At 71.2% G+C, this 12,950-nt stretch carries 8 protein-coding genes; 4 read left to right on the top strand and 4 right to left on the bottom strand.

The annotated features are described in order from the left end of the window. Positions 1-136: 136 nt before the first annotated feature. The 4 genes from J7E96_RS22260 to J7E96_RS22245 form a co-directional block, all read right to left on the bottom strand. Entirely contained in the window at positions 137-1,138 is a 1,002-nt protein-coding gene (locus tag J7E96_RS22260; protein WP_215133433.1) for a hypothetical protein, read from the bottom strand. Between the two features lie 265 nt (positions 1,139-1,403). Continuing rightward, positions 1,404-2,510, bottom strand: a complete 1,107-nt coding sequence (gene prfB, locus J7E96_RS22255) for a peptide chain release factor 2 (RefSeq protein WP_215133432.1) — start codon at positions 2,508-2,510, stop codon at positions 1,404-1,406. Between the two features lie 70 nt (positions 2,511-2,580). Continuing rightward, positions 2,581-3,828, bottom strand: a complete 1,248-nt coding sequence (locus J7E96_RS22250) for a serine/threonine-protein kinase (RefSeq protein ID WP_215133431.1) — start codon at positions 3,826-3,828, stop codon at positions 2,581-2,583. Between the two features lie 137 nt (positions 3,829-3,965). Continuing rightward, positions 3,966-5,588, bottom strand: coding sequence for a serine/threonine-protein kinase (locus tag J7E96_RS22245; RefSeq protein WP_215133430.1), 1,623 nt, complete (start codon positions 5,586-5,588; stop codon positions 3,966-3,968). A gap of 417 nt (positions 5,589-6,005) precedes the next feature. On the opposite strand from J7E96_RS22245, the gene J7E96_RS22240 reads away from it, so the two are divergent. From J7E96_RS22240 to J7E96_RS22225, 4 genes are all read left to right on the top strand, one after another. Next, on the top strand, positions 6,006-9,128 hold the full coding sequence (locus J7E96_RS22240) for an FtsK/SpoIIIE domain-containing protein (protein WP_215133429.1): 3,123 nt from the start codon (positions 6,006-6,008) through the stop codon (positions 9,126-9,128). Between the two features lie 172 nt (positions 9,129-9,300). Continuing rightward, positions 9,301-10,674, top strand: a complete 1,374-nt coding sequence (locus tag J7E96_RS22235; protein ID WP_215133428.1) for an ABC transporter substrate-binding protein — start codon at positions 9,301-9,303, stop codon at positions 10,672-10,674. A gap of 4 nt (positions 10,675-10,678) precedes the next feature. Next, positions 10,679-12,034, top strand: a complete 1,356-nt coding sequence (locus tag J7E96_RS22230) for a carbohydrate ABC transporter permease (RefSeq protein WP_215133427.1) — start codon at positions 10,679-10,681, stop codon at positions 12,032-12,034. Beyond that, complete coding sequence (locus J7E96_RS22225; protein ID WP_215133426.1) at positions 12,031-12,906, top strand: carbohydrate ABC transporter permease; 876 nt, start codon at positions 12,031-12,033, stop codon at positions 12,904-12,906. Before J7E96_RS22230 ends, J7E96_RS22225 begins: the two co-directional genes overlap by 4 nt. The last annotated feature ends 44 nt before the right edge of the window (positions 12,907-12,950 follow it).

The following is a 12,950-nucleotide window of genomic DNA, read 5'->3' as shown; positions in this document are numbered from 1 at the left end:
CCGGCGTCCCTACCGCTCGGTACGGCGGCTTTTGCCGCTCCTGTCGCTTCCATGGCCCCTCTGAGGGCCGACGGGGACCAAAGAGAGGGGCCAGGAGCGCTCAGCGCTCCTGGCCCCTCTTGTGCGCCTAGGTGGTTCAGGCGATCGTGCGGCCGCCGGCCAGACGCGGCAGCATGCGGAAGCCGATGCCACCGGCGATCATCGTCGCGGCACCGACCAGCAGGAACGTGGTCCCGGCGGCGCCCGTCTCGGCGAGCTCCTCCTTGGCCTTGCCCTGCGCTACCGGCTGGGAGCCGGCGCTGTCGGTGTCGGTGTTGTCCTCGCACTCGGCACCGTCGAGGTCGAGGGTGCAGGTACCGGCGTCGTCGCCGGTGTCACCCGAGCCGCCGCTGCCGCCCGTGGTGCCGTCGGTGTCGCCCGTGGTGTCGCCGGTGCCGCCGCCGACGCTGCCGCCGGTGCTGTCGGTGGCGCCGACGGAGTTGCCACCGCTGTCGCCGCCGGAGTTACCGCCGCTGTCGCCGCCGGAGTTACCGCCGCTGTTGCCACCGGAGTTGCCGCCGGAGTTGCCGTTACCGCCGCTGTTGCCGTTACCGCCGTTGTTGCCGTTACCGCCGTCCGTGGAACCGCCGTCGGTCGTGCCACCGTCAGTGGTGCCGCCGTCGACCGTGCCGCCGATGCTCACACCACCATCGGTCGTCCCACCGTCAGTGGTGCCACCGTCGACCGTGCCGCCGATGCTCACACCACCATCGGTCGTCCCACCGTCAGTGGTGCCGCCGTCGACCGTGCCGCCGATGCTCACACCACCATCGGTCGTCCCACCGTCAGTGGTACCGCCGTCGACCGTGCCGCCGTCGGTCGCGCCACCGTCAGTGGCACCGCCGTCGGTCGTGCCACCGTCGACACCGCCGTCAACACCACCCGCGACGGTGGAACCGCCGTCGGTGCCGCCGTCGACGCCGCCGGCCACATCCAGGCCGACACCGTTCTCGTCGGCCTGGGCGCTCACGCCGAGCCCGCCGAGGCCGACATCGAGGTTGACGGCCGAAGCGGCGCCCGCGGCGGTCAGCGAAGCACCGGCTGCGATCACCGCACCGGCTGCTATACGCGCAACGCGGATCCGCGTCTTCTTGGTCATATGGCTGCTACCCCCAGTAGCTGAATTCGTCATGGAGCAGCGCAAGGGGCCACGGACACTGGGGGTTTGTGAATTCCCCCCGGTCACACACGCCCCACAGATACGCATGCCGCGCGTCAGCTTTGCCACTTTTAAAGGGAGCGTCAAGGTCATTCCGGGCGCCATGTCCGGATTGCAGGCACTTGCCCGTCGTACGGGAATACGACTGTGACACAAAACGCAACTGCCGCCTCAGGGGCGGCAGTTACTGTGTCGACAAAGCGAGTTACTTCTCCTGCTGCTTGCGCCAGCGAATTCCGGCTTCCAGGAAGCCGTCGATCTCACCGTCGAGGACCGCCTGCGGGTTGCCGACCTCGAACTCCGTACGCAGGTCCTTGACCATCTGGTAGGGGTGCAGGACGTACGAACGCATCTGGTTGCCCCAGGAGTTGCCGCCGTCGCCCTTGAGCGAGTCCATCAGCGCCTGCTCCTCCTGGCGGCGGCGCTCAAGGAGCTTCGCCTGGAGGACGTTCATCGCGCTCGCCTTGTTCTGGATCTGCGAACGCTCGTTCTGGCAGGACACGACGATGCCGGTGGGCACGTGCGTCAGACGCACGGCGGAGTCTGTCGTGTTGACGCCCTGACCACCCGGACCGGACGCGCGGTAGACGTCGACCCGCAGTTCGGACTCGTCGATCTCGATGTGGTCGGTCTTCTCGACGACCGGCAGCACCTCGACGCCCGCGAAGGACGTCTGACGGCGGCCCTGGTTGTCGAAGGGAGAGATCCGGACCAGGCGGTGCGTGCCCTGCTCCACGGAGAGCGTTCCATAGGCGTACGGCGCCTTGACGACGAAGGTGGCGGACTTGATGCCGGCCTCTTCCGCGTACGACGTCTCGTAGACCTCGGTGGAGTACCCGTGGCGCTCGGCCCAGCGCAGGTACATGCGCATCAGCCGCTCGGCGAAGTCGGACGCGTCGACGCCACCGGCCTCGGCGCGGATGTTGACCAGGGCCTCGCGCTCGTCGTACTTGCCGGACAGGAGCGTACGAACTTCCATCTCGTCCAGCGCCTTGCGCACGGAGATGAGCTCGGCCTCCGCCTCCACCAGCGTGTCGGCGTCGTCCTCCATCTCGGCGAGCTCGAAGAGCACCGAAAGATCGTCGATCCGGCTGCGGAGCGCCTCGGTCTTGCGGAGCTCGGCCTGGAGATGGGAGAGCTTGCTCGTGATCTTCTGAGCGGCGTCCGGGTCGTCCCACAGGGACGGGGCCGCGGCCTGCTCCTCGAGCACGGCGATATCGGCCCTCATCCTGTCGAGGTCCAGGACGGCCTCGATCGACCCCATGGTCGAGGAGAGGGACTTGAGCTCTTCGGATACATCGACGACTGCCACGGGTCCAGCGTAACGGCATGGCGGCCGTACGTTCCCCTCCCCCGGGAGAGCGCCTCGTCACTCCCCCGGACTACGGCTGTGACGGAGCGGACTGCTCAGTGTCCTGCGGAGGCTGGTCCGACCCCTCCGCCGTCGCCGCCAGCCAGCCGCCCACGCCTATCGCGGCGGCGACCAGGACGGCGGCTCCGCCGAGTACGAGGCGCCGCCTGCGCACGGCGTCCGGCTTGTTGCGCGCCGAACCGGGGCGGCGCTGCCCCGCGGCCCGGGGGGCGCGCGCCGTGCCGCGGGCGCCGCCGGACAGCTCGTCGGGGGCGGGGACGCGCATGCTCGTGTGGGTGTCGCGGTTGGAGTCCGGTGCCGAGCCGGGCACCAGGGGGACGGCGCCGCGACGGCGAGGCTCGCCGGGGGAAACGGGCCGCGCCTCCTCGTACGCCGTGTACTGCGACGCCTCCTCCTCGTCCGAGCCGGGCTCGTCCACGTCCAGCGGCGGCATCCCGGCAAGAAGCGGCAGCTGGTCACGCAGCCGGGCGGAGAGCTCAGAAGCGCGCAGCCGGGACGCCGGGGCCTTCGCCAGGCACTGCACCAGGAGCTGCCACAGCTCCTCCGGGATGCCCGGCAGCGGTACGACGGTCTCGGTCACATGGCGGCGCAGTACGGCGCCCGGGTGGCCGCCGCCGAAGGGTGTGAAGCCTGCGAGCAGCTCGTACAACACGGTCGCCAGGGCGTAGATGTCGACGGCGGCGCGGGGCTGCAGGCCTTCGACGATCTCGGGGGCGAGGTAGTCGGGCGTACCGATGATCTTCGTGGCGCGGGTGCGGCGCGGGGTGTCGATCAGCTTGGCGACGCCGAAGTCGGTGAGCAGCGCGGGGTGCGCGCCGCCGGGCCCGAGCGGCCCCTCCATGTCCAGGAGGATGTTCTCGGGCTTCACATCGCGGTGTACGACGCCGGCCGCATGCGCGGCGGCGAGCCCGTCGGCGACATCCGCGGCGATCGCGACGGCCGCCTCGGGTGCCAGCCGCCGCTCGCGGTCGAGCCGTGTACGCAGATCCGTACCCCGTACAAGATCCATCACGAGCGCGAGGTCGGTGCCGTCCACAACGAGATCGCGGACGCCGACGACGCGGGGGTGGTCGAGTCCGAGCAGGGCGGTGCGCTCCTGGACGAAGCGTCCGACGAGTTCCTGGTCGGACGCGAGGTCTTCGCGCAGGAGCTTGATGGCGACAGGCCCCTCGGGTCCTTCACCGAGCCACACCGTGCCGGCACTGCCCCGCCCGAGGATCTGGTGGGCCGTGTACCGGCTGCCGATTTTCCGTGCCAAGACTGCTCCCTCAGCGGCTGACGGTCGCCCTGAGGCTACGCGGCTGGCAGGGCGTCCGGTGCCCCGTATGGCGCCAACCTCGACTTCTGGGGGTGAAATCCACCCCCAGAAGTCGACAAATCAACGAACTGGGCGTCTCAAGCGCCCGTAGAGCTGCTCAGATCGCTCACGAACTTCGAAATGCTGTCGATCACGTCACCGATCTGGGCGAAGAAGCCCTTCGTGGTGCCGATCCACTCCTGAAGCCCGGAGAACTCCCAGATCAGCCACGAAGCGACGAACAGCAGAACGATCGTGAACAAGCAGCCCTTCAGACAGCCAAGGCCCGGGATCCGCATCGGGTTGGCGCTGCGGCGGCGCGGCTCGCGGGGCTCGCGCGGCGGGCGAGGGGCGGGCTGCTGCGGCGGCGCGTACCGCTGCTGCGGGGGCGGCGCCTGGGGCTGCTGGTACTGCGGCGGGGGCGGCGGGGCGTACCGCTGAGGCTGCTGCGGACGCTGTTGCTGCGGACGCTGCGGGGGCTGCTGCGGCTGGCGCTGGGGCCGGCGGCGCAGCGGGTCCTCGCTCGGGTCGAGGTACTGGACCTGCGTCTGCTCGTTCCGGTCGCGGGCCGCCCGCAGCTGGTTCTGCCAGGGGTGCGGGTCCTCGGGGCCGCCGGGTGCGCCGTCGGGGCGCGGCGGCACGGGCGGCATGACGGCGGTCGGGTCGGCGTGCCGGCCTCCGCCGCCGTACTGGGGTGCGCCGGTCGACGGCAGGACGCTGGTCGCGGCGCTCGGGTCGTACGATCCGGCGTTGCTCGGCAGGACCTGCGTCGGGTCGGCTGCTCCCGGCGTACCGGGGACCGGCGCCGGGGCGGGGTCGGGCGCCAGCAGCGCGCCGACGCCCATGGCCGCCTCGACCTGGGCAGACGACGAATGCACGCCGACGCCGGCCGCGACGGTGCGCAGAGCGCGGGCGAGGTTCTCGGCGCTGGGCCGCTCGTCCGGTTCCTTGCGCAGGCAGCGCTCTATGACCGTCCACAGAGGCTCGGGAACGGTGGTGGGCCGACGGGGCTCCTCGCTCAGATGCCGGTGCAGCACCTCCAGCGCGCTGCCGCCCGCGAACGGCGGCCGCCCGGTGACCAGCTCGTACAGCAAGATCCCCGCGCCGTAGATGTCGACGGCGGACGTCTGGGGACGCCCCTCGGCCGACTCGGGGGCGACATAGGCGGGCGTACCGACGAACTCGTGCGTCCGGGTCAGTCCCGGCGAGTCCGCCAGTCGCGCGATGCCGAAGTCGGTGAGCATCGGATGCATCTGACCGTCGCGCTCGTCGAGCAGGACGTTCGCGGGCTTGAGGTCGCGATGGACGACGCCGTCGGCGTGACTGGCCGCGAGAGCGTCCGCGATCTGCGCGGTGAGCAGCGACGCGGCAACCGGCGAGAAGGGACCGTTCTCCCGCAGATACCGATGCAGATCGGGCCCGTCGACGAGATCCATCACCAGAGCGAGCAGATCCCCTTCAACGACCAGGTCGCGGGTCCGCACGATGTTGGGATGCGTAAGGCGCAGAAGAACCGACCGCTCGCGCAAGAACCGCATCACGACATCGGCGTCGTTGGCGAGCTCCTCCTTGAGGACCTTGATCGCGACGGTCTCGCCGGGCTGACCGGCCACTGCCGCCTCGGCGCCCGCGGTCTCACGCTGGCGGGCCCGCCAGACGGTGCCCGTGGCGCCGCGTCCGAGCGGCTCCTCGAGCAGGTATTTACTGCCGACCGGCCGCACGTGATGCGCTCCCTGCTGCTCGTGTCCTCATGGTCTACGTCGTCCAGGGCCCTCGGGCCCGTAGTTCCGATCCACTGTAATGCCGCCCGGCGCCTCGCACCGGGGCGCGGCCGGACCGGGTACCGAGGGAAGACGCCCGCACCACACACATGGTTGCCGGACATGTGTGCCACACATGTCACTGATGATCCCAAGCCTGCACTTTTACGCCCACAGCCGACCATTCAAGATCACTTGGCGGTGGCCGACGGGCGTGTTGTCAGTGGCAGGTGCGAGGATGCCTGCAGCACGGACTGTGGGGTCGGGAGCCCCGCGCCACGTGCCGACCTGTACCGGACGACGCGTCCGTGCCGGGTGGGGGGAATCACAGGGCGGCACCCCTGCCGGGCACTTCGCGCAGAAGGGACCGCTGACGCGATGCAGATCCGGCTGACCGTCCTCGCGCCGCGCAGCGGCCAGAGCCCGCACCGCACGTGCGACGTGCTCGTGACCGCGCCCTCGGGAACCGCGCTGGCCGCGGTCGCCTCCGGCCTGGCCGCGGCCGTCTCGGCCCCCGGGTCGGCCCCGGAGACCACGGGGGCCGTGGTGGTCTACGCGGGCCAGGAACGCCTCGACGCCCAGCGCTGTGCCCTGGGCGAGCCGCCACTGGTGGACGGAGCGACGCTGTCCCTCTACACACCCACCGCGGAGCCCGAGGGAACGACCCAGACCCAACTGCACGTGGTAGCGGGCCCGGACGCGGGCGGGGTCCACTTCCTCCACGGCGGCCAGATCCGGATCGGCCGCTCGGCGGACGCGGACATCCCACTGGACGACCCGGACGTGTCGCGACTGCACTGCGCGGTAACGCTGGCTGAGGACGGCGGGATCTCCGTAGCGGACCTCGGCTCCACGAACGGCACGACCCTGGACGGCAAGGACCTCACCGCCCACCCGGTCCCCTTTCCTCCGCGCGCACTGCTGCGCGTGGGCGAATCGGCCCTGCGCCTGGCCCTGGGCGACCAAGCCCCTCCCCTCCCCACCACCCCCGACGGCGAGGGCCACCTGCGCCTGCCCCGCACAACCGAAGCCCCGAGCACACCCCCCAAACCCCTGGCCGGCCGCCGAGTCTCCGGCCACACCGCACCAGGAGCACCCCCCACCCCCGCGTCGCACGTCACGGTGCCAGGAGGGGACGTGCCGGGGCGCTCCCCGCAGGGTGTCGAACACAACACGCCCGAAGACGCCCAGTACCCGAACGTTCGGCACCCGAGGAGACGCCCCGACGCGGCACCGACCCCGGAGCCCCCGCTGCCGCACCACCCGGAAGCGACACCGCCCCCGGAGCAGAGCCGACGCGGCGGCATAGGGGCGTGGGCCCGGCGGCTCACCGGCGGCCGGGCGGAGCCCGTGGACGAGTACGCGCCCGCCGAGACCACCCCCCTCGGCATGCCCCCAGCCGCCACCGGCCCCGCGCCCGTAACCCCGCTGCCCGACGCCTGGCCCGACCCCGCCTCGCTCCTGCTGACCGCGCTCGGTCCCGGCCCCCGCCTGTGGGAGCGCGGCCCCGCCCACCCCGAGGCACTGGTACTGCGCCTGGGCACCGCCGACCGCCCTGCACCCGACGGCGGCCGCCCACTGCACGCCGTACCCGTAACCGTGGGGCTCCGCGAGGTCGGCTCACTGGGCCTCGCCGGCCCCCGAGCCCGCCTGGCCGGCCTGGCCAGATCGGCCATCGCGCAGCTCACCGCGCTGCACTCCCCCACCGACCTGGAAATCGTCCTGATCAGCGCAGACAGGGCGAGGCCACTCCAAGAGCGCACAGCGGAGTGGGCCTGGCTCGGCTGGCTGCCGCACCTGCGCCCCGCCCACGGCCAGGACTGCCGGCTGCTCCTCGCGTACGACCGTGACCAGGCCTCCGCCCGGATAGCCGAACTGGCGCGCCGCACACAGGACGACCCCCACGCACAGGGCCCGTACACCGTAGTGATCATCGACGGCGACCCCGGCTCCGCCGACCTCCGCGAGTCCGTCACCCGCATGGCCGCCACCGGCGCGGCCTGCGGCATCCACCTCATCTGCCTGGCCGAGACCCCCGCCGCATCACCCCTGTCCCCAGTCGCGGCGACGTACGAGGCCGCCTGCGCCGCGTCGCCGGCGTTCCGCGAGTGCGGAGCGGCAGCCCTGCTCAGCGGCGACGTAGCCACCGCCCTGCGCCTGCTGCGTACGGCAGTCGGCGAGCCCGCCGGCCACGGCACGCTGGCCGCGGTGGACGCGGTGTCCGCGGCCTGGGCGGAGCGCTTCGCCCGCGCCCTGGCGCCACTGCGCACGGACGCGCAGCCCGCGGGCGGCAGCCCGGACCCCACCGCCCGCCCCGGCCGCGCCGTCGCCCTCCCCCCGTCCTCCCGCCTCCTGGACGAGCTGGGCCTGGCCAGAGCCACCCCCGCCTCCCTGATGGCCCGCTGGGCGGCAGCCGCCGACGACGGCCAGGCACCCGGCGCCACCCGCGCATGGGCGGTCCTCGGCGCGGGCCCGCGCGGCCCGCTCTGCGTAGACCTGACCGCGGAGGGCCCGCACCTCCTGATCGAGGGCCCGGCAGGCAGCGGCCGCACCGAGCTGCTGCGCTCGGTAGCGGCGTCACTGGCGGCGGCGGCCCGCCCGGACCGCCTGGGCCTGGTCCTGGTGGACGGCGCCGGCGGCGAACGGGGCGAAGGCCTGCGCGCCTGCACCGAACTGCCACACGTCTCCACGCACCTCACCGCATCCGACCCGGTCCGTATGCGGGAGTTCGCCCAAGCCCTGAACGCCGAACTGAAGCGCCGCCACGAGCTGCTCGGCAGCCTCGGCTTCGCCGAATGGCACACGCACCGCGAGGTCTCGGGCCGGATGATCGGCCAGCGCCCGCCCAGCGCCGCCGAGCAGAACGGCGACCTCGACTCACCCCCCAGCGGCACCCTGCGCTTGCGGACCACCACATCCCGCGAGCGCCAGGCCCGCGCCGACACCGCGCCCTCGCCCCTCCCCCGCCTCGTCGTCCTGGTCGACGACCTCGACGCGCTGGTCGCCCCCGCCCTCGGCAGTACGGGCCGCCCCGCGGCCGGTTCGGTCGTACGGGCACTGGAAGCCGTGGCCAGGGAAGGCGAGCGGCTCGGCGTACACCTGGCGGCCACCTCAGCGAGACCGGACCGTACGGCCGACACCGAGCTGGCGCGCGCCACTCGGCTGCGGGTCGTACTGGACCCACCGCCGTCCGCACCCGACGAACCCACGCCGGGACGCGGCAGGCTGCACCAAAGGACCGGACCCGGAAAAACGGACGGCACCGCGACCCCATTCCAGGCCGGCCGCGTAACCGGCCGCATTCCCCGTACGGCGACGCAGCGCCCCACCGTAGTTCCGCTGGAGTGGGAGCGGATGGGCGATCCGCCGGCCCGCCGCCCGGTGCGCGAACTGGGTAACGGGCCGACCGACCTGGCGCTGCTGGCCAGCGCCCTGGACCGCGCCGCCCGTACGGTCAACGCGACCCCGCTGCCGCCCCTCGACGCCCCCCGCGAGGCCTGACGTAACGTCACGAGCCCATCACGATCACCCGGTTGACACGCAAGGCGCTATTGCCGGGGCCGACCACCGGGCGTAGGACTGACCCACGGGACAGCTAGACCGGCATCGGCGTCGCCATCGTCCTCCGAGGGCTGCGCCGAATCCGCACGCGCACAGGAGAGACGGGGCAGTAATGCGCACAACTCTTCGTACACACCGGGGTCGCAGGGCTCGAAGGGCCGCCCTGGCGATGATCGCCGCGAGTACGCTCGCCCTCACCGCCTGCGGCGGCAACGAGGACAAGGACAAAGGAAACGAGGGAAGCGGAGCCACCACAGAACCCCCGGCCTCCGTAGAGCTCCCCAAACTGAACGGCGAGGAGGTCCAGGTCGCCGCGGTCTGGACGGGCCCCGAGCAGGAGAACTTCACCAAGGTCCTCGACGAGTTCGAGAAGCGCACGGGCGCGAAGGTCACCTTCGTCCCGGCCCAGGACCCCATCGTGAACTTCCTCGGCACCAAGATCGCAGGGGGCTCACCCCCCGACGTGGCGATGCTGCCGCAGGTCGGCGCGCTCCAGCAGGCCGTCAAGCGCAAGTGGGCGAAGCCGGTTGACGCGGCGACCCAAGCACAGCTGGACAAGAACTACTCGCAGGGCTGGAAGGACATCGGCGCTGTCGATGGCACCCAGTACGGCGTGTACTTCAAGGCCGCCAACAAGTCCCTGATCTGGTACAACGCCCAGGTCTTCGAGGACGCGGGCGCCGAGGAGCCGAAGACCTGGAAGGACTTCCTGGCCACGGCCGAGACAATCTCCGCCTCCGGCGTCCCCCCGGTGTCGATCGGTGGCGCGGACGGCTGGACCCTCACCGACTGGTTCGAGAACATCTATCTCTCGCAGGCGGGCCCCGAGAAGTACGACCAGCTGGCCCAGCACAAGATCAAGTGGACGGACCCCTCCGTCAAGAACGCGCTGACCACCCTCGCGGAGCTGTTCGGCAAGAAGGAGCTCATCGCGGGCGGCCAGGACGGCGCCCTGCAGACAGAGTTCCCCGCGTCCGTCACCCAGACGTTCGCCGAGGACCCGAAGGCCGCGATGGTCTTCGAGGGCGACTTCGTCTCCGTCAACATCGCGCAGACGAAGGCGAAGATCGGCACCGACGCCAAGGTGTTCCCGTTCCCGGCGGTGGGCAGCGAGTCGCCCGTGGTGACGGGCGGCGACGCGGCCGTGGCGCTGAAGGACTCCAAGGGCGCCAAGGCGCTGCTGACCTTCCTGGCGTCACCCGACGCGGCGAAGATCTGGGCCGCGGCAGGCGGGTTCGTGTCGCCGAACAAGTCCCTGGACGTGGCGGCGTACCCCAATGACGTGCAGCGCGACATCGCGAAGGCGCTGATCGCGGCGGGTGACGACTTCCGCTTCGACATGTCGGACCAGGCCCCGCAGTCGTTCGGCGGCACGCCGGGCAAGGGCGAGTGGAAGGCTCTCCAGGACTTCCTGAAGAACCCGAAGGACATCGCGGGGACCCAGCAGCGGCTGGAGTCCGACGCGGCCAAGGCGTACAAGAGCTGACGCCGTGACGCCAGCGAGCGCGGGGGGCGCCGCGAAGATCACGCCGCCCCCCGCCGACAAGGGCAAACGCAAGAGCGTGACAGGCACACGCAAATCCATAGCGGTCGGCTTCCTGCTGCCCGCGCTGGTGCTGCTCGGCGCGCTCGTGGTCTACCCGATCGGGTACTCGGTCTACCGGAGCTTCTTCGACAAGGCGGGCGACAGCTTCGCCGGGCTCGACAACTTCGTCGAGATCTTCACCGACGACACCATCCTGACGGCCGTCAAGAACAACGCCATCTGGGTGGTCGTCGCCCCGGCCGTCTCGACCGCGCTGGGCCTGATATTCGCCGTACTCACCGAGCGCATCCGCTGGGGCACGGCGTTCAAGCTGCTGGTCTTCATGCCGATGGCGATCTCAATGCTCGCCGCGGGCATCATTTTCCGGCTGGTGTACGAGCAGAATCCGGAGCGCGGCGTCGCCAACGCCGTGGCGGTGAGCGTCCACGACACCTTCTCGGAGTCGGCCGGCTTCCCGAAGGCGCGCCCGCTGCCGGTGCATCCGCTGAAGGCGGGCGGCGGCGGCTCCTTCATCACCAAGGAGCCGGCGAAGGCGGGTGAGCAGGTCCTGCTGCCCCTGGTCGGCGTACCGCCCGCCAAGATGCCGGGCGACGCCGAGATCGCCGCGCCCGCCAAGACCGCGCCCGACAAGGTCACCGGCACAGCCTGGCTGGACTTCACGAAGGGCGGCGGCGGCAAGCCCAACGCCATCGACCCCGAGGAGCTCGGCCTCAAGGGCATCAAGGTCGAGGCCGTCAAGGACGGCAAGGTGGTCGACTCGGCCAGGGCAGGATCCGACGGTACGTTTACGCTCTCCGCCGAGGCCGACGGAGCGGACCTGCGCTTCCCGGCCTCGAACTTCCGGGAGCCGTACAACGGCGTCGACTGGCTCGGCCCGAGCCTGGTGACCCCGGCGATCATCGGCAGTTACGTGTGGATGTGGGCGGGCTTCGCGATGGTGCTGATCGCGGCCGGGCTCGCGGGCCTGCCGCGCGAACTCCTGGAGGCGGCCCGTGTCGACGGCGCCAACGAGTGGCAGGTCTTCCGCCGCGTCACGGTCCCGCTGCTCGCGCCGGTGCTGGCGGTGGTGCTGGTCACGCTGATGATCAACGTACTGAAGATCTTCGACCTGGTGTTCATCATCGCGCCGGGGTCGTCCCAGGACGACGCGAACGTGCTGGCGCTCCAGCTCTACCGCTCGTCGTTCGGTACGGACGCGGACCCGGGCATCGGCAGCGCCATCGCCGTACTGCTCCTACTGCTGGTGGTCCCGGTGATGCTCTTCAACATCCGCAGGATGCGAAAGGAGAGCCGCCGATGACCGTAACGACCTCCAAGCCCAAGCAGTCCTTCCCGGCGCGGATAGTGGCGCGCGCGGGCAGCGGAGTGGTGAGCGTCTTCCTCATCCTGGTCGCGCTGTTCTGGCTGATGCCGACGATCGGGCTGCTGTTCTCGTCCCTGCGCAACCCCACCGACATCGCGGAGACGGGCTGGTGGAAGGTCTTCTCCGCCCCCTCCGAGCTCACCCTCGACAACTACGCCGGCCTCCTCGACAACAACACCATCGTCGACTCCCTGCTCAGTACGATCATGATCACCGTCCCGTCGACCGTCCTGGTCGTCGTGATCGGCTCACTGGCCGGGTACGCCTTCGCCTGGATGGACTTCCCGGGCCGCGACTGGTGGTTCCTGGTGGTCGTAGGCCTGCTGGTGGTTCCGGTGCAGGTCGCGCTCGTCCCCGTGTCCGAGCTCTTCGGCAAGATCGGCATCTTCGAGACCACGGCGGGCGTGGTCCTCTTCCACGTCGCCTTCGGCCTGCCCTTCGCGATCTTCCTGCTCCGGAACTTCTTCGCGGAGATCCCGAGGGAACTCCTGGAGGCGGCGCGACTCGACGGCGCGGGCGAGATCCGCCTCTTCACCCGCGTCGTGATGCCGCTCGGCGGCCCGGCCATCGCCTCGCTCGGCATCTTCCAGTTCCTGTGGGTCTGGAACGACATGCTGGTCGCGCTGATCTTCGCCGACTCGGCCAACCCGCCGATCACGGTGGCGCTCCAGCGCCAGGTACGGCAGTTCGGCAACAACATCGACATTCTGGCGCCCGGCGCCTTCATCTCGATGGTCATCCCGCTGATCGTCTTCTTCGCGTTCCAGCGGCAGTTCGTGTCCGGCGTGATGGCCGGCGCGGTGAAGTAGCCGGCCCCGGCCGCACGCCCACGACGGCGGCCCGGTCTCCGTGA

Source organism: Streptomyces sp. ISL-96 (assembly GCF_018614035.1).
GTDB lineage: Bacteria > Actinomycetota > Actinomycetes > Streptomycetales > Streptomycetaceae > Streptomyces.
This window is presented reverse-complemented; position numbering and strand designations above follow the sequence as displayed.

Bases quoted from the DNA above. Each gene is read 5' to 3' on its own strand.
- J7E96_RS22235 (WP_215133428.1), top strand. From the start codon at position 9,301: ATGCGCACAACTCTTCGTACACACCGGGGTCGCAGGGCTCGAAGGGCC.
- J7E96_RS22225 (WP_215133426.1), top strand. From the start codon at position 12,031: ATGACCGTAACGACCTCCAAGCCCAAGCAGTCCTTCCCGGCGCGGATA.
- J7E96_RS22240 (WP_215133429.1), top strand. From the start codon at position 6,006: ATGCAGATCCGGCTGACCGTCCTCGCGCCGCGCAGCGGCCAGAGCCCG.
- J7E96_RS22260 (WP_215133433.1), bottom strand. From the start codon at position 1,138: ATGACCAAGAAGACGCGGATCCGCGTTGCGCGTATAGCAGCCGGTGCG.